General features: G+C 57.4%; 16 protein-coding genes. 10 read left to right on the top strand and 6 right to left on the bottom strand.

Features of this window, described 5'->3' with window-relative positions:
* Positions 1–74 precede the first annotated feature (74 nt).
* Entirely contained in the window at positions 75–2,330 is a 2,256-nt protein-coding gene (locus KUV39_RS13260) for an NADP-dependent malic enzyme (protein ID WP_222459990.1), read from the top strand.
* 4 nt (positions 2,331–2,334) lie between these two features.
* Positions 2,335–3,207 (top strand): ribokinase, encoded by an 873-nt coding sequence (locus tag KUV39_RS13255; protein WP_008562110.1) that lies wholly within the window; start codon positions 2,335–2,337, stop codon positions 3,205–3,207.
* 80 nt (positions 3,208–3,287) lie between these two features.
* Here KUV39_RS13255 and msrA read toward each other — a convergent pair whose 3' ends face one another.
* Complete coding sequence (msrA, locus tag KUV39_RS13250; protein WP_222459989.1) at positions 3,288–3,953, bottom strand: peptide-methionine (S)-S-oxide reductase MsrA; 666 nt, start codon at positions 3,951–3,953, stop codon at positions 3,288–3,290.
* 152 nt (positions 3,954–4,105) lie between these two features.
* Between msrA and KUV39_RS13245 the strand changes: the two genes are divergently transcribed.
* Together KUV39_RS13245 and KUV39_RS13240 are read left to right on the top strand one after the other, a co-directional pair.
* Positions 4,106–5,014 (top strand): D-amino acid aminotransferase, encoded by a 909-nt coding sequence (locus tag KUV39_RS13245; RefSeq protein WP_050674297.1) that lies wholly within the window; start codon positions 4,106–4,108, stop codon positions 5,012–5,014.
* A complete protein-coding gene (locus KUV39_RS13240; protein ID WP_222459988.1) occupies positions 5,014–5,727 on the top strand; it encodes a sulfotransferase-like domain-containing protein in 714 nt (237 codons plus the stop codon). Before KUV39_RS13245 ends, KUV39_RS13240 begins: the two co-directional genes overlap by 1 nt.
* Positions 5,728–5,800: 73 nt before the next feature.
* Here the strand turns inward: KUV39_RS13240 and KUV39_RS13235 are convergent, their stop codons facing one another.
* The 3 genes from KUV39_RS13235 to KUV39_RS13225 form a co-directional block, all read right to left on the bottom strand.
* Positions 5,801–6,085 (bottom strand): SCP2 sterol-binding domain-containing protein, encoded by a 285-nt coding sequence (locus tag KUV39_RS13235; protein WP_008560213.1) that lies wholly within the window; start codon positions 6,083–6,085, stop codon positions 5,801–5,803.
* 153 nt (positions 6,086–6,238) lie between these two features.
* Positions 6,239–6,697 (bottom strand): DUF1810 domain-containing protein, encoded by a 459-nt coding sequence (locus tag KUV39_RS13230; protein WP_222459987.1) that lies wholly within the window; start codon positions 6,695–6,697, stop codon positions 6,239–6,241.
* Positions 6,694–7,920, bottom strand: a complete 1,227-nt coding sequence (locus KUV39_RS13225) for an argininosuccinate synthase (RefSeq protein WP_008559277.1) — start codon at positions 7,918–7,920, stop codon at positions 6,694–6,696. The genes KUV39_RS13230 and KUV39_RS13225 overlap by 4 nt, the downstream gene beginning before the upstream one ends.
* Before the next feature lie 131 nt (positions 7,921–8,051).
* Between KUV39_RS13225 and KUV39_RS13220 the strand changes: the two genes are divergently transcribed.
* Positions 8,052–8,792 carry a hypothetical protein gene (locus tag KUV39_RS13220; RefSeq protein WP_244998366.1) on the top strand — a complete coding sequence of 247 codons (741 nt, stop codon included), beginning with the start codon at positions 8,052–8,054 and terminating at the stop codon, positions 8,790–8,792.
* Positions 8,793–8,864: 72 nt separating this feature from the next.
* Positions 8,865–10,091 carry a threonine ammonia-lyase IlvA gene (gene ilvA / locus KUV39_RS13215; RefSeq protein WP_222459986.1) on the top strand — a complete coding sequence of 409 codons (1,227 nt, stop codon included), beginning with the start codon at positions 8,865–8,867 and terminating at the stop codon, positions 10,089–10,091.
* 36 nt (positions 10,092–10,127) lie between these two features.
* On the opposite strand, the gene KUV39_RS13210 is transcribed toward ilvA, so the two are convergent.
* Positions 10,128–10,451, bottom strand: coding sequence for an Hpt domain-containing protein (locus KUV39_RS13210; protein WP_008562900.1), 324 nt, complete (start codon positions 10,449–10,451; stop codon positions 10,128–10,130).
* A gap of 176 nt (positions 10,452–10,627) precedes the next feature.
* Here KUV39_RS13210 and KUV39_RS13205 point away from each other — a divergent pair, with 176 nt between their 5' ends.
* Complete coding sequence (locus KUV39_RS13205; RefSeq protein WP_008561399.1) at positions 10,628–11,899, top strand: PP2C family protein-serine/threonine phosphatase; 1,272 nt, start codon at positions 10,628–10,630, stop codon at positions 11,897–11,899.
* Positions 11,900–11,986: 87 nt separating this feature from the next.
* Here KUV39_RS13205 and KUV39_RS13200 read toward each other — a convergent pair whose 3' ends face one another.
* The gene (locus KUV39_RS13200) at positions 11,987–12,433 is read right to left on the bottom strand and encodes an NUDIX hydrolase (RefSeq protein ID WP_222459985.1); all 447 of its coding nucleotides are present in this window, start codon (positions 12,431–12,433) and stop codon (positions 11,987–11,989) included.
* A gap of 78 nt (positions 12,434–12,511) precedes the next feature.
* Here KUV39_RS13200 and hslO point away from each other — a divergent pair, with 78 nt between their 5' ends.
* Genes hslO through KUV39_RS13185 form a run of 3 tightly spaced genes read left to right on the top strand, consistent with a single transcriptional unit; the run spans position 12,512 to position 15,250 of the window.
* On the top strand, positions 12,512–13,513 hold the full coding sequence (hslO, locus tag KUV39_RS13195; RefSeq protein WP_222459984.1) for an Hsp33 family molecular chaperone HslO: 1,002 nt from the start codon (positions 12,512–12,514) through the stop codon (positions 13,511–13,513).
* The gene (locus tag KUV39_RS13190; protein ID WP_222460132.1) at positions 13,506–14,102 is read left to right on the top strand and encodes a CoA pyrophosphatase; all 597 of its coding nucleotides are present in this window, start codon (positions 13,506–13,508) and stop codon (positions 14,100–14,102) included. Before hslO ends, KUV39_RS13190 begins: the two co-directional genes overlap by 8 nt.
* Entirely contained in the window at positions 14,099–15,250 is a 1,152-nt protein-coding gene (locus tag KUV39_RS13185; protein ID WP_222459983.1) for a CCA tRNA nucleotidyltransferase, read from the top strand. The genes KUV39_RS13190 and KUV39_RS13185 overlap by 4 nt, the downstream gene beginning before the upstream one ends.
* Positions 15,251–15,439 lie beyond the last annotated feature (189 nt).

The raw sequence follows: 15,439 nt of genomic DNA, 5'->3' as shown, positions 1-15,439 counted from the left end.
GAAAACGCAACTTCGTTGAGAAGGATCGCGCGCTGGGCTATGACGCTTGGGAGAGAGAGAGGACACCACCCCCGATGCCCAAAGCCAAGATTACCAACGAAGAGGCGCTTGCCTTCCACCTGGAGCCAACACCCGGCAAATGGGAGATCAATGCGACGGTCCCCATGACCACGCAGCGCGATCTGTCGCTTGCCTATTCCCCGGGTGTTGCCGTCCCCTGCGAAGCGATCGCGGAAAACCCCGAAACAGCCTATGATTACACCAACAAGGGCAACCTGGTTGCGGTGATCTCCAACGGGACAGCTGTTCTGGGTCTTGGCAATTTGGGGGCGCTGGGCTCCAAACCGGTGATGGAGGGCAAATCTGTCCTGTTCAAGCGGTTTGCCGATGTGAATTCCATCGATGTTGAGCTGGATACCGAGGATCCGGATGAGTTCATCAAAGCCGTGCGCTTGATGGGTCCGACGTTTGGCGGCATCAATCTTGAGGATATCAAGGCGCCTGAATGTTTCATCATTGAACAGCGTCTCAAGGAAGAGATGGATATTCCTGTCTTCCATGACGACCAGCACGGCACTGCTGTGATCTGTGCGGCGGGTTTGATCAACGCGCTGCATATTTCCGGCAAGAAGATTGAGGATGTGAAGATCGTTCTCAATGGTGCGGGGGCCGCCGGCATTGCCTGCATTGAATTGCTGAAAGCGATGGGCGCCCGGCATGAGAATTGCATCGTCTGTGACACCAAAGGGGTGATTTTCCAGGGCCGTACCGAGGGTATGAACCAGTGGAAATCAGCCCATGCTGTCAAGACTGAGCTGCGCACGCTGGAAGAGGCGATGAAGGATGCCGATGTGTTCCTTGGCGTTTCGGTCAAAGGGGCGGTTACGCAGGACATGGTGAAATCCATGGCCGACAATCCGGTGATCTTTGCCATGGCCAACCCCGATCCGGAGATCACCCCGGAAGAAGCGCATGAAGTGCGCGTTGACGCCATCGTGGCCACCGGCCGGTCGGATTATCCGAACCAGGTCAACAACGTTCTGGGCTTTCCCTATTTGTTCCGGGGGGCACTGGATATCCATGCCCGCGCCATCAACGACGAGATGAAGATTGCCTGTGCCCATGCGCTGGCGCGTCTTGCGCGTGAGGATGTTCCGGATGAGGTGGCGCTTGCCTATGGCAAATCCCTGTCCTTTGGGCGGGACTACATCATCCCGACCCCGTTTGACCCACGTCTGATCCATCGCATCCCGCCGGCCGTTGCCAAGGCGGGAATGGACACTGGCGTTGCGCGTCGTCCAATCATCGATATGGATGCCTATGAACATGGTCTGCGGGGACGGATGGATCCGACGCAGTCGGTTCTGCGGGGCCTGAATGCCCGTGCTCGGGCAGCGCAGTCGCGGATGATTTTTGCCGAAGGAGATGATCCTCGTGTTCTGCGCGCGGCGGTGATGTATCAGCGCTCTGGTTTTGGTAAGGCGCTGGTTGTGGGGCGTCCGGATGATGTGCGCAGCAAACTGGATGCCGCCGGCATGGGGGATGCCGTGCGCGAGCTGGAGATCGTCAATGCTGCGAATACCCAGCATTTCGAGACCTACAAGGACTTTCTCTATAACCGGCTGAACCGCAAAGGGTTTGACCGAAAGGACATTCACCGCCTGGTCGGTCGTGACAGGCACGTGTTCTCTGCCTTGATGCTGGCGCATGGTCATGGGGATGGTCTGGTCACTGGTGCAACCCGCAAGTCGGCGCATGTTTTGGATCGGATCAACCACGTCTTTGACGCCGACGCCGATAACGGATCTGCAGGCGTGACAGCGCTGCTGCACAATGGCCGTATCGTGTTGATCGGGGATACGCTGGTTCACGAATGGCCGGATGAGAATGATCTGGCCAATATTGCTGAACATGCCGCCGGTGTTGCCCGCCACATGGGGCTTGAGCCTCGCGTGGCTTTTGTCAGCTTCTCGACCTTTGGGTATCCGGTATCTGAACGGGCCGAAAAGATGCATATCGCGCCCACCGTGCTTGATCAGCGCGGCGTTGATTTCGAATATGAAGGCGAGATGACGGTGGATGTGGCATTGAATGCCAAGGCGCAGGAAGCATATCCGTTCCAGCGCCTGACCGGTCCGGCCAATATTTTGATTGTTCCAGCCCGCCACTCAGCGTCGATTTCGGTCAAGCTGATGCAGGAAATGGGCGGTGCGACCGTAGTTGGCCCGATCTTGTCAGGGGTCGATAAGCCGATCCAGATCTGCTCTACCACGTCGACCGCAAATGACATTCTGAACATGGCGGTTCTGGCCGCCTGCAATATCGGGTGAACTGATGGCAATCTGGAATCTGGGCTCTATCAATGCCGACATGATCTATGCACTGCCGCATATGCCGCAGCCGGGGGAAACCCTCGCTGCGGATGGGTTGGAGCAGTTTCTGGGCGGGAAGGGTGCGAATATGTCGGTCGCAGCCGCCCGCGCAGGCAGTCATGTCTGCCACCTTGGGGCGATTGGTCCCGAAGGGGCCTGGGCAGTCACGCGGATGTTGGAATATGGCGTGGATACACGCCATATCGCGCGGCTTGATGTGCCGACCGGTCACGCGATCATCGCTGTTGATCCCAGCGGTGAAAACCAGATCATCCTGTTTCCCGGCGCGAACCGTCAGATCACCGAGGATCAGGTCGGCGCCGCCTTGTCCAGTGCCAGTGCCGGGGACATTCTGGTTATGCAGAACGAAACAAACATGCAGGCCGAGGCGGCCCGGATGGGACGGGACTTGGGGCTGAAGGTCGCCTATGCAGCGGCGCCATTTGATGCTGAAGCGGTGCAGGCGGTTTTGCCCTATCTCGATTATCTGTTTCTCAATGAGGTCGAGGCAGAGCAGCTTCAGCAGGCGACAGGCAAGACAGCTGATGCGCTGGGCGTGGCAGATGTCATCGTGACCCTTGGGTCAAAGGGTGCGCGCCACTACGACACAAAGGCGGGCACGATGCAGGAGGTTGCGGCCCATAAGGTGACGCCAGTGGATACAACCGGCGCAGGCGATACTTTTACGGGCTATGTGCTTGCCTCGTTGGATCGGGGGTTGCCGATGGCGCAAGCGTTGGCCCAGGCAAACCGTGCAGCGGCGCTGATGGTAACGCGCAAGGGGACCGCAGATGTAATCCCTGATCTGAAAGAGGTCCAGGACGCAACGTTCTGACGCAGAGCCAAAACCCAGCATGAACACACCAAAAAGGGCGCGGGTTTACCGCGCCCTTTCTGTTTCTGTTCCGGGCACTCTTAGTGCCCCTTGGCAAAAGGTGCGGCATCGCCCCAAAGCTGCGCAACGCGCGCATCACGTCCGCAGGCTGCGCGATAGCGTTTGTAGGCCTCTGACTGGCGTTTCGGACCAAAGCGGGTGAAAACCAGTTTTGTACCCTTGTAGTAGTCCTGGTGATAGGCCTCTGCCGGATAAAACCGGCCTGCGTTCAGAATTGGGGTCACGATGGGCTGCCCAAGATCCGCTTGCGCCTGAGCCTTTGCAGCTTCGGCCAGAGACTTTTCGCCCTTGTTAGAGACGAATATGGCGGTACGGTAGCTGTCGCCACGGTCACAGAACTGACCACCAGGGTCTGTTGGGTCAACGGATCGCAGAAAGAGGTTCATCAGGTGTGCGCGGGTGACCTGTGTGGGATCAAAATGGATCTGGACCGCCTCATAATGGCCGGTGCCACCGCCAGTCACCTGTTTATAGGTCGGGGACTCGGTTGTGCCGCCAGTGTAGCCGGAAATAACAGAGCGCACGCCATCAACGCCTTCGAAGTCGCTTTCTACACACCAGAAACACCCGCCAGCGACAGTCAGGGTTTCTGTGGTCTGTGCGTGGGCCTCATGCCCCTTGAGTGCGGCTGCGAGCAGCATGAAAAGGGTCAGGAAAATCGGTTTCACGGTATCTTTGGAACGCATCTTGTCCTCCATTCAACGCTACCCTGACCCCAAGGGACGCGAGTCTCAATGCGGTGTCATCGTTTGTCACGGATAGGTGAGGATGGGTGAGGGGAAGTTACCGCTTGGAAATTGGATCCAATCCTTCTAGCGTGCCGCCACAGGAGGACCCCATGAGCGAAAAAATGAGCACGCATCAGGCGCAGGAAGATCAGCGGAACGAAGATATCCTGATCTATCTGAACGGCGAAATCGTCCCCAAGGCAGAAGCGAAAGTCAGTGTCTATGACAGCGGTTTCATGCTTGGCGATGGAGTCTGGGAGGGCCTGAGGCTCTACAATGGAACCTGGGCGTTTGTGGGAGAGCATCTGGATCGGCTGTTTGAAGCGGCCAAGGCGATTGATCTGGATATTGGCAAGAGCCGGGACGAGGTAATGCAGGCGATCCTGGACACGCAGGCCGCAAACAACATGACCACAGATGCCCATGCTCGACTGATGGTGACGCGGGGTGTGAAAACGCGGCCCTTCCAACATCCTTCGCTGTCGCAGCAGGGGCCGACGTTCACCATTATCATGGAACATTCCCGCCCGAACCTGCCGCGGCCGATCCGTCTTGCGACGGTGCCGCATCTGCGGGGCCTGCCGATGACGCAGGATCCCAAGCTGAACTCACACTCCAAACTGAACTGCATTCTTGCCTGTATCGCCGCTGAGAAAGCCGGTGCTGATGAAGGTCTGATGCTGGATGTGAATGGGTTTGTGAATACGACCAACGCCTGTAACTTCTTCATCGTCCGCAAAGGGGAAGTTTGGACCTCGACCGGTGATTACTGCATGAACGGGATCACCCGGCAAAAGGTGATCGATCTGTGTCGTGCCAACGATATCCCGGTGTTTGAACGGAACTATTCCCTTGTCGATACATATGGCGCTGACGAGGCGTTTCTGACGGGCACGTTTGGGGCGCAGACGCCCGTGGGAGAAATTGACGGCCGCCAGATCGGTGATGGTCAGATGGGCCCGATGACAGAGCGGATCCGAGGGTTGTACAAGGATCTGATCGCGCAGGAGTGTGCCTGATGCGAATTGCCATGTGGTCAGGGCCGCGCAACCTCTCGACGGCGATGATGTACGCCTTTGGCAACCGGGGCGACTGCGCGGTTGTGGATGAGCCGTATTATGCGGCTTATCTGGCGATGACGGGACTGGACCATCCCATGCGGGCCGAGGTGCTGGACAGCCAGCCCCAGGACCCGGAAAAAGTCGCCGCAGCCCTATTGGGCCCGGTTCCCGCAGCAAAGCCGTTTTACTATCAAAAGCACATGACGCAGCACATGATTGATGGTGTGCCGCGGGACTGGATGCGAGAGGTGACGAATGTCTTTCTGATCCGCCATCCCGCCCGTGTTATCGCATCCTACGGCGCGAAACGGGAGAATCCGACGTTAGAGGATATCGGATTTCGTCAGCAGGCAGAGCTGTTTGATCTGGTGGCAAGCTGGGGGCAGAAGCCCGTTGTGATCGACAGCCATGACATTCGCGAGGATCCGGCTGGGAAACTGGAACAGTTGTGTGATGCGATTGGCGTGCCCTTTTCGCCAAAAATGCTCAGCTGGCCGCAGGGGGGGCACAAGGATGACGGTGTTTGGGCCGCGCATTGGTATGGCGCGGTCTGGCAATCAACCGGGTTCGCTGGACCTGAGGGGCCGCTGCCGGAGGTGCCGGGGCATCTTCAGTCGGTGCTGGAAGACGCCCTGCCGTTTTACGAGCGCCTGAAAGCCGTCAAGATCTGAGAGGCAGGGGGCGCTGCCCCCTCACGCCTGCGGCGTTCACCCCCGGAGTATTTGGAGAAAGATGACGGGCAGGTCAGCCGATCAGCTTGCCCAGTTTCATGGCGACACCCATGTCGCCAGAGATTTTCAACTTGCCCATCATGACACCTGTCATGGGGTTGAGTTTTCCGGTCAGCAGTTTTTTCAGGTTATCGGTGCTGATGCGAATGGTGCAATCGGTGTCGCGATCCGTGGTGCTGGCCGTGCCATCGGCAAGGACGATCACGCCGTCGTTGCCACAGTCGAATTTCAGGCTGCCGTCAAAGCTCTTGCCTTGGAGCCCGTCCTGAATGCCATTGGCCAATGATTGAAGTGGCATGTGTCCTCCCCCGGATGTGCCATCTGCATGACGCCGAGGGTTAGGCAGGCGGAGACTGTCGGGCAAGGGTGACCCAAGGGGAGGCTGCCAAAAACGCGCCGTTACTGGCACCAGAGCGGATCGGAGGGACTGCGCAGAGGGGGGCGCAGCTGATCAGGCCAGGGCTTTGAGTGTCAGTGGACAGGGCTTGCCATCATAGAAGGTTGCAAGAATTGTCGAGAATTGCCTTGGGGCGTCAGGGACGGCTGCAAACAACGTCATGGAAGAGCGCAGTTTTTTTGCGTCCGTGGTGCCAAGGATGGCATCGGCCCCTTTGTCTGCGTGAGACAGCATCAGGTCGGTTACCTCAACCAGACGGGTGCGCAATAGTTCGTGTTCAAGGTAGGCTTTGGCTTCGGCCAGGTCTTCAATACCGTAGAGCTGCGCCATATGCGATTGGCCGAGTTCGGCCAGTTGGGGAAAGACGAACCACATCCAGTGGCTCGTCTTTTTACCGTTTTTCAGTTCACTCAGAACATCCGCCCAGACGGTGTCCTGAGCCTCGACGAACATCTCGAGCTCTTCTGCGAAATCATCTTCGAAGTCGCTGTCGATATCGTCGTAGTCGCTCATTTTTTCAGGCGACGGTCACGAGCAGCCAGAAGCTTCAAGCGCAGCGCGTTCAGCTGGATGAAGCCAGCGGCGTCTTCCTGGTTATAGGCGCCTGCATCTTCTTCGAATGTCACATGTGCCTCGGAGTAGAGCGAATGTTCGGAATCGCGCGCCACCACAAAGACAGAGCCCTTGTAGAGCTTCAGGGTGACGGTGCCGGTTACATGCTCTTGGCTCTTGTCGATCAGTGCCTGCAGCATCTCACGTTCCGGGCTGTACCAGAAACCGTTGTAGATCAGCTCTGCATAGCGCGGCATGATCGAATCCTTCAGGTGACCTGCGCCACTGTCCAGAGTGATCTGTTCAATGCCACGGTGCGCCTGCAGAAGGATGGTGCCACCGGGCGTTTCGTAGATGCCGCGGGACTTCATGCCGACAAAGCGATTTTCCACGAAATCAAGACGGCCGATGCCATGCTTGCGACCGTATTCGTTCAGAGCCGTCAGAATGGTTGCAGGGCTCATTGCCTCGCCGTTGATCGATACGGCGTCGCCTTTTTCAAAGCCAACGGTGATGATTTCGGGGGTGTCCGGTGCGTCCTCGGGGTTGACCGTGCGCTGGTAGACGTAATCCGGTGCCTGTTCTGCGGGATCTTCCAGAACCTTGCCTTCGGACGAGGTGTGCAGGAGGTTCGCATCAACCGAGAAGGGTGCTTCGCCGCGCTTGTCCTTGGCGATCGGAATCTGATGTTGTTCAGCAAACTCGATCAGCTTGGTCCGGCTGGAGAGATCCCATTCGCGCCAGGGCGCGATGACCTTGATGTCGGGGTTCAGCGCATAAGCGGCCAGTTCGAAACGCACCTGGTCGTTGCCTTTGCCGGTGGCACCGTGTGCAACAGCGTCAGCACCGGTTTCAGCGGCGATTTCCACCAGACGTTTGGAGATCAGCGGGCGCGCAATGGAGGTGCCGAGCAGATACTCGCCCTCATAAAGAGCGTTGCCACGGAACATCGGGAATACGAAATCGCGCACAAATTCTTCGCGGACGTCTTCGATGTAGATGTTTTCGGGTTTGATCCCGAGCATCTCTGCCTTTTTGCGGGCCGGGTCCAGTTCCTCGCCCTGGCCGAGATCGGCCGTAAAGGTGACAACCTCGCAGCCGTATTCGGTCTGCAGCCATTTCAGGATGATCGATGTATCAAGGCCGCCGGAGTAGGCCAGCACAACTTTCTTGGGCGCGGACATGGGATTTCCTCTTGATCAGAACGCCAGCGGCCTATCCGGTTTTTACCGGAAGGGCAAGGTTTTCCCCATATCGGAACCGGGACTTTGACATTATGGTCGCGATGATTGACTGACGTAGTATTTGGAGCAAGATGACAGTGATCGGCTGGAAGCTATTTATCCACTCTGTGAACATGGTTCTTCACAACATTCCACAGTTGCTGCGGATCTTTCTATTACCGACGATATTAACCGCTGCGATCGTTTATCTGATGGTTCGCTATCTGTTCAACGGCACCTTGGACGTGGCGTCGGGTATCGCGCCTCTGATGTGGCGTATCGCTGCGATCGGGGGTGTCGCAATGGCGCTGACGTGTTGGGGGACGGTTTCGTGGCACCGGTACGTTCTGCTGGAGGAGTACCCCAAGGGCTGGATCCCGGCCGTTCACATGCGCCGCATCGGAGCCTATCTGCTTGGCTTGCTTAAATTGATGCTGGTGGGCATTGCCGTTTTCGGGGTTCTGGGGCTTGTTTCTGTACCTTTGATAAGCGGGATGGAGTTGTTTGGCGTGGCGTTGGTCCTGGGCCTTGCGCTTGTTGTGCTTGTGTTCATGTATCGGCTTATTTTGATTTTGCCTGCGGCGGCATTGGGGCAGCGACTGGGCTTGAGCCAATCCCTGCAGAAAACCGAGGGTGCGTTTGGCACCCTGTTTATCCTCAGCTCCTGTCTCATCGGCCTGCAGCTGATCGCGGAGTTGATCCTGTATCTCATGGGTGATCTTGTCGCGTTGGCCGCTGTTTTTCAGATTGTGTTTGGTCTGTTCCAAGGGGTTCTGAGCATCAGCGTTTTGACGACCCTTTACGGCTACTACGTCGAGAAACGGCCGATCTGATCGGCGGTATTCTTCAGTATGCTTTGACCCTGCCCCCTTGCCTTGGGGGCGGGGTTGGGTCACTCAAGTGATATGAGTGATTTTACGACCCAGGCCCGCGCTGCAGAACAGGCCATGCGCGATGTGTTTCCCACAACACCGCTGCAACGAAATGCGTTGCTGTCAGACCGGTTCGGTGCGGAGATTTATCTGAAACGCGAGGATCTGAGCCCTGTGCGCTCCTATAAGATCCGAGGTGCGTTCAACGCGATGCGCAAACAGCCGGATCAGGATCTCTTCGTCTGTGCGTCGGCCGGGAATCATGCGCAGGGCATGGCCTATATGTGCCGGGAGCTGGGCAAGCGGGGCGTGATTTTCATGCCGGTGACAACCCCCCAGCAGAAGATTCAAAAGACCCGCATGTTTGGCGGCGATAGCGTCGAGATCCATTTGGTCGGAGACTATTTTGACGACACGCTGGCCGCGGCGCAGCAATGGAGCGCAGAAGAGGGCGGTCATTTCCTGTCGCCCTTTGACGATGCAGACGTGATCGAGGGGCAATCTTCTATCGCGGTGGAAATCGAAGCCCAGTTGGGTCATGCGCCGGATCACGTGATCCTGCCTGTTGGTGGCGGCGGTATGTCGTCTGGTGTGAAGCGCTGGTTTGGTGATCGGGTCCACTGCCTGTTTGCGGAGCCCTCCGGAGGGGCCTGCCTGCGGGCAGCCCTGGCTTCGGGTGCGCCAGTTGCGCTTGATCATGTCGATACCTTTGTGGATGGGGCTGCGGTGGGCCGGATTGGCGCGCAACCCTTTGAGATCCTCAAGGATGTCCCTTTGCCGGATGTTTTGTCGATTGATGAGGATCGCATCTGCACCACCATGCTGGAAATGCTCAACGTTGAAGGCGTTGTTCTGGAACCTGCGGGGGCGCTGGCGATCGAAGCGCTCAAGGATGTGCGGTCCTGGATCCGCGGCAAGACGGTGGTTTGCCTGACCTCGGGGGGGAATTTCGATTTCGAGCGTCTGCCAGAGGTCAAGGAACGTGCGCAGCGCTACATGGGCCTGAAGAAGTACTTTCTGCTGCGTCTGCCGCAGCGTCCCGGCGCCCTGAAGGAGTTCTTGGGGATTCTGGGCCCGGATGACGACATCGCCCGTTTTGAATACATGAAAAAATCCGCCCGCAATTTTGGCTCTGTGCTGATCGGGATTGAAACCAAGCGGCCAGAGAATTTCGCGGATCTATATGCCCGCCTGGACGCGGCGGGCTTTGCCTATACGGATATCACCAAGGATGAGACGCTGGCACAGTTCGTGATCTGACGAACCCGTGCCGTCGTTTAATCAGAGGTCGTGAAATCAGAGGTGGCTGGCCTGATCGCGCAGAAACTCTGTCTTGGAGCCCTGATAGCTTGCGATGATTTCGGGGACATTGACGGCAGCCGCCTGACCCTGCGCCGACATGCGTTCGCCTTCCTGGCATAGGGAGGAGAAGTGCTCAAAGCCGAGGTTGAGTGCGCTGCCTTTCAGGAAGTGCAGATCCTGCTCCAACCCGGACCGGTCAGTGGTTTCAAGTTTTTCGATTACACCTTCGACTTCTTCCAGAAAGATCTCTACAACTTCGCCGAAGTCTTCTGCCCCGACTTCATCCTGGAGCTCTTTGACACGTGACCAATCAATCATTGTATAAACCTTGTTTTGACATCGCGTTTTACGATTGCTTTACCTATAAATCAGTAAATTACAGGTGAACGGGAGGATAGGGGCATCTTAGCTAAACTTCACCTCCTGTTAAGTGGAATGCGCGATAGTCGCAGGTGTACAAGGTATTTCGCGCCGTTTTTTGTGGGGTTCACTCGGTGTTGCCAGATAGTTCGATCGAGATAAGCCAAGATGGGCAAGATTCATCGATCCGCCGTGTTCTGGTGGTCGATGACAGCCGCTTGCAGCGACGTATCCTCGTTGCTTCCCTCAAAAAATGGGGTTTTGAAGTCGTGGAGGCCGAGAGTGGCGAAGCCGCGATGGAGATCTGCCTGGCGGATCCACCTGACCTGATTCTCAGTGACTGGATGATGCCCGGGATGAACGGGCTGGAATTTTGCCGCGCCTTCCGGGAACAATCTAAAGACAATTATAGCTATTTTATCCTGCTGACTTCGAAATCAGAAAAGAACGAAGTCGCAGAGGGGCTCGATGCGGGGGCCGATGATTTTCTGACCAAGCCGGTCAGCTCTGATGAGCTGCGCGCCCGCATTTCTGCCGGCGAACGTATCCTTCGGATGCAGCGCGAACTGTCAGAGAAAAACCGGATTGTGTCGGATACGCTGGACGAGCTGCAGCGCGTTTATGATGCTATCGACAAGGATCTGATGCAGGCACGCAAAATCCAGGAATCGCTCGTTCCTGAGTTGTCGCGCGATTTTGGGTCTTCCACTGTCAGTTTGCTTTTGAAACCCTGCGGTCATATCGGCGGTGATCTGGTTGGCATGTTCTCACCCGGTGTGAACCGGGTTGGTTTCTATTCTGTCGACGTGTCCGGTCACGGCATTACCTCGGCCATGATGACCGCCCGACTGGGTGGGTATCTGTCTTCGACCTATTTCGATCAGAACGTGGGGATGGAAAAGCGGTTCAATCGCTTTTATGCGCTGCGTCAGCCGGAGGAGGTCGCAAGCCTGCTGAATGCCCGGCTGATCGCTGATACCGGCATCGAAGAATATTTTACCATGGCGTATTGCATCGTCGATCTGCGCAGCGGGATCCTCAAGATGGTGCAGGCAGGCCACCCTCATCCTTTGCTGATCCGCAAGGATGGCACCACTGAGTTTATCGGCAAGGGTGGCGTTCCCGTCGGTTTGGTTCCTGATATCACCTACTCGCAGGAAGAGGTGGTGATGGAGAAGGGCGATAGGCTGCTGCTTTATTCCGATGGCTTTACTGAGGCACGGCTGGAAAACGGCGAGATGCTGGAGTCTGAGGGGCTGGTGGATCTGATTGGCAAATGCAATTCCAATCAGACCGGTCAGGAGTTCTTGGACGATCTGTACTGGAATCTGACGCAAGTCATGTCGCCCGAGTTCGGTCTGGAAGATGACGTTTCCGCCACTCTGTTCGAATACGAAGGCCCGTAACCGGGATTTCCCAAATTCTGATCCGTGCTGTGGGTCCCCTGACGTTCAGGAGGCCCGTTTTTGTATTTGACTGTAAGGCTTTGATCCTCAGGTGAGGGCGTTCGCCAGCAGGTTGGCAAAATGACGGTCACCGGCATTTCCCAGGATGTCCATCGCCAGATCAGGTGTGATCCACATCGCCTCGTGCAGCACTTCTGTTGGTGGCCCCATCTGCCGGGCCGGACGGGCGATGTAGATATGGCAGAGCTTTTCTGCCCAGAGATCATATTCAGGCATATAGGCAAATCGGCGGAACGCTCCCAGCCTGCGCGGGGTGCCAATGGTCCAGCCGGTCTCTTCCATCACTTCGCGATGCAGGGCGGGTATGGGGGATTCTCCGGGGTCGATACCGCCGCCAGGCAACTGAATGTCCGGATAGGGATCGGTCTGACAGGTGACCAGCAACTGCCCGTCACGCGGCAGCAACGCATAAACACCGGGACGTCGGATGTACTTGCGCGATGTGTCCGGGATTTCTCCAAATCGTCTGATCAAAACACTGACCCCTTCACTCTAATGATGTAAACCTTATATAGGGCCGATATGCCAATCCCCGGCGCGTAAGGAAACCCCATGACACTCGTATCGAAAATCGCGTGGGACGACACCGTCCTGCCCTTCCAGCTTGATATTTCGGACATGCGCGGCCGTGTTGCGCGGCTGGATGGCGTGCTCGACGGTATCCTGAAACAACATAACTATCCTCAGGTCGTTGAGGCGCTTGTCGCCGAAATGGCGCTGTTGACCGCTTTGATCGGCCAGACGGTCAAGCTGCAATGGAAACTGTCACTGCAGGTGCAGTCGAACGGACCAGTGCGGATGATTGCCACCGACTATTACGCCCCCGAAAAAGAAGGGGAGCCGGCGCGGATCCGTGCTTATGCCAGCTATGACGAAAGCCGACTGACCGATGGTGCGCCTTTCGATCAGGTTGGTAGCGGTTATTTTGCGATCCTGATTGACCAGGGTGAGGGCATGAAACCCTACCAGGGGATCACCCCGCTGGCGGGAGGGTCGCTCGCGGCCTGTGCCGAAGCCTATTTTGCCCAATCTGAACAGCTGCCGACCCGCTTCTCGCTCAGCTTTGGGCGGTCGTCTGAACCCGGCACACCGGAACACTGGCGCGCGGGCGGCATCATGCTGCAGCAGATGCCGAAAGCCTCGCCATTTGTGGCTGACGGTGAGGGCAATGGTGACGCCCTGACAGCCGAGGATCTCATCAGTGGTGAAGAGGGCGAGAACTGGAACCGGGTCATGCACCTTTTGGCGACAGTTGAAGATCTGGAGCTGATTGGCCCTTCGGTGTCTCCCACCGATCTGCTGCTGCGATTGTTTCACGAGGAACAACCGCGCGTCTATGACACCCAGCCGGTCAAATTTGGCTGTACCTGTTCCGAAGAACGCGTGCGCCAGAGCCTGTCGATCTATTCTGCCAAAGAGATCGGCACCATGGTGAATGATCAGGGACGCGTAACCGCGGACTGCCAGTTCTGTAGCGCCCACTATGACCTTGATCCTGCAGAGTTGGGGTTTGAGGGCAAGACAAGTGACGCAGATCAGGGCGACAGTGCCTGATCTGGAGCAACAGCTGACCGCAGCGCTGGGCGCGGTGGGGGATGGGTCGTCTGACTTTGACCTTAACCCCGATGTTACCCTGCCTGCCGATCGCAAATTGCGACCGGCGGGCGTTCTTGTTGCGGTCAGCACCTTTCAGGAGGCACCACAGGTCGTCCTGACAAAGCGTTCTTCAGCGCTGAAACACCATCCCGGACAGATCGCCTTTGCCGGTGGCAAACAGGATGCGGCGGATGCAACCGTCGCGGATGCCGCTCTGCGAGAGGCGTGGGAAGAAATCGGCCTGCCACGGGAATTGCCCCGCATACTGGGCAGTCTTCCGCAGCATGAGACCGTAACGGGGTTTCAGGTCACGCCTGTGGTGGCCCTGATCGACCGCCCTTTTGAGATCCGCCCAGAGGCGGGGGAAGTTGCCGAAGTTTTCAGTGTTCCCCTGTCGCATTTGCTGGATCCCGGGAATTACCAGGTTCAGTCTCGCCGCTGGCGGGGTGTTCGGCGGCATTACTTCGCAGTGCCGTATGGTCCCTATTACATTTGGGGTGCAACGGCGCGGATGCTGCGTGGTTTGGCTGAACGGATGCAAAGATGACGGTACTGCGCACAGACTGGTTGAAGGATCCGGACACGCAGCACGTCTGCAAGGTGCTGAAAGACGGCGGCGCGGATGTGTATTTCGTTGGCGGCTGTGTGCGAAACGCGCTGTTGGGGGCGGGGGCCTCCGACCTCGACTTGTGTACCAACATGCGGCCAGAGCAGGTGATTGATCTGGCAGAGGCCGCAGGTATCCGGGCCATTCCGACTGGCATTGATCATGGCACTGTGACGCTCGTGCATAAATCAGTGCCCTATGAAATCACGACCTTTCGGCGGGATGTCGCAACGGATGGTCGCCGGGCGGTCGTTGCCTTTTCCGATTGCATCAAGGAAGACGCCGCGCGCCGGGATTTCACCATGAATGCGCTCTATGCGCGCCCAGATGGCGAGGTGGTTGACCCTCTCGACGGGTTGCCGGACCTCATGGCGCGCCGGGTCAGATTTATTGGCACTGCGGAAAATCGGATCCGTGAGGATTACTTGCGTTCGCTTCGGTATTTCCGGTTTCATGCCTGGTACGGCAATGCTGATCTGGGGTTTGACCCTGATGCCCTGTCGGCGATTGCGGGCAACCTTGACGGTATTCCGTCCCTTTCTCGAGAGCGGGTAGGCCAGGAATTGGTCAAACTCCTTGCCGCGCCGGATCCAGCGCCTGCGATTGCCGTGATGCGGCAGATTGGGTTGCTGTCCGTGATTCTGCCGGGAAGTGATGACCGGGCGCTTGCACCGCTCATCCATCTTGAGGCAGGGATGCCCTCGGAGCCGATGCGCAGGCTGGCGGCACTGGGTGGCGAAGATCCGCGCGATGCGCTGAGGCTAAGCAAGGCGCAGGCCAATATGGTCCAGTTGCTGCGGACAGAGGCGACAGGACCGACCGCACCGGCAGCGCTTGCCTATATGTATGATCAGTCAGTTGCCCGTAATGCCATGCTGCTGCGGTCGGCTTTGTTAGAGATGCCGCTTTCCCCCATGTTAGAGACTGAACTGAACGCGGGCGCGCAGGCGGTTTTTCCGCTGACAGCACAGGATCTGATGCCCGATCTGCGGGGCCCCGCGTTGGGGGTGGCGCTGAAACGGCTGAAATCCGATTGGATCGCTTCGGGCTTTTCTCTGGACAAAGACACCCTTCTCAAACGCCTTTAATCCTCTGCCGGGCGTGTGGTGTTCAACCTTGGGGGAATTTAATCCGTGACATGCGGAGCAATCTTTCCTACCTCTATGGGACCAACACGGGAGGAATACTCATGTATCACGGGATCTGGCACGGCTGACGTCCACCCCTGTCCGACGCAGTCGGTAGGCCATTTCGATGGCCTAGTTTTGCATGACTAT

It is taken from the genome of Phaeobacter italicus, from assembly GCF_019801785.1.
In the GTDB taxonomy this organism is placed as follows: domain Bacteria; phylum Pseudomonadota; class Alphaproteobacteria; order Rhodobacterales; family Rhodobacteraceae; genus Phaeobacter; species Phaeobacter italicus.
The sequence above is the reverse complement of the archived record's forward strand: the minus strand, read 5'-3'. Positions and strand labels throughout refer to the sequence as shown.

Excerpts from the sequence above, each read along its gene's own strand:
- KUV39_RS13235 (WP_008560213.1), bottom strand. The coding sequence starts at position 6,085 with ATGCCACTTCAATCATTGGCCAATGGCATTCAGGACGGGCTCCAAGGC.
- KUV39_RS13185 (WP_222459983.1), top strand. The coding sequence starts at position 14,099 with ATGACGGTACTGCGCACAGACTGGTTGAAGGATCCGGACACGCAGCAC.
- KUV39_RS13260 (WP_222459990.1), top strand. The coding sequence starts at position 75 with ATGCCCAAAGCCAAGATTACCAACGAAGAGGCGCTTGCCTTCCACCTG.
- KUV39_RS13210 (WP_008562900.1), bottom strand. The coding sequence starts at position 10,451 with ATGATTGATTGGTCACGTGTCAAAGAGCTCCAGGATGAAGTCGGGGCA.
- msrA (WP_222459989.1), bottom strand. The coding sequence starts at position 3,953 with ATGCGTTCCAAAGATACCGTGAAACCGATTTTCCTGACCCTTTTCATG.
- KUV39_RS13225 (WP_008559277.1), bottom strand. The coding sequence starts at position 7,920 with ATGTCCGCGCCCAAGAAAGTTGTGCTGGCCTACTCCGGCGGCCTTGAT.
- KUV39_RS13220 (WP_244998366.1), top strand. The coding sequence starts at position 8,052 with ATGACAGTGATCGGCTGGAAGCTATTTATCCACTCTGTGAACATGGTT.
- KUV39_RS13230 (WP_222459987.1), bottom strand. The coding sequence starts at position 6,697 with ATGAGCGACTACGACGATATCGACAGCGACTTCGAAGATGATTTCGCA.
- KUV39_RS13240 (WP_222459988.1), top strand. The coding sequence starts at position 5,014 with ATGCGAATTGCCATGTGGTCAGGGCCGCGCAACCTCTCGACGGCGATG.
- KUV39_RS13245 (WP_050674297.1), top strand. The coding sequence starts at position 4,106 with ATGAGCGAAAAAATGAGCACGCATCAGGCGCAGGAAGATCAGCGGAAC.
- ilvA (WP_222459986.1), top strand. The coding sequence starts at position 8,865 with ATGAGTGATTTTACGACCCAGGCCCGCGCTGCAGAACAGGCCATGCGC.
- hslO (WP_222459984.1), top strand. The coding sequence starts at position 12,512 with ATGACACTCGTATCGAAAATCGCGTGGGACGACACCGTCCTGCCCTTC.
- KUV39_RS13255 (WP_008562110.1), top strand. The coding sequence starts at position 2,335 with ATGGCAATCTGGAATCTGGGCTCTATCAATGCCGACATGATCTATGCA.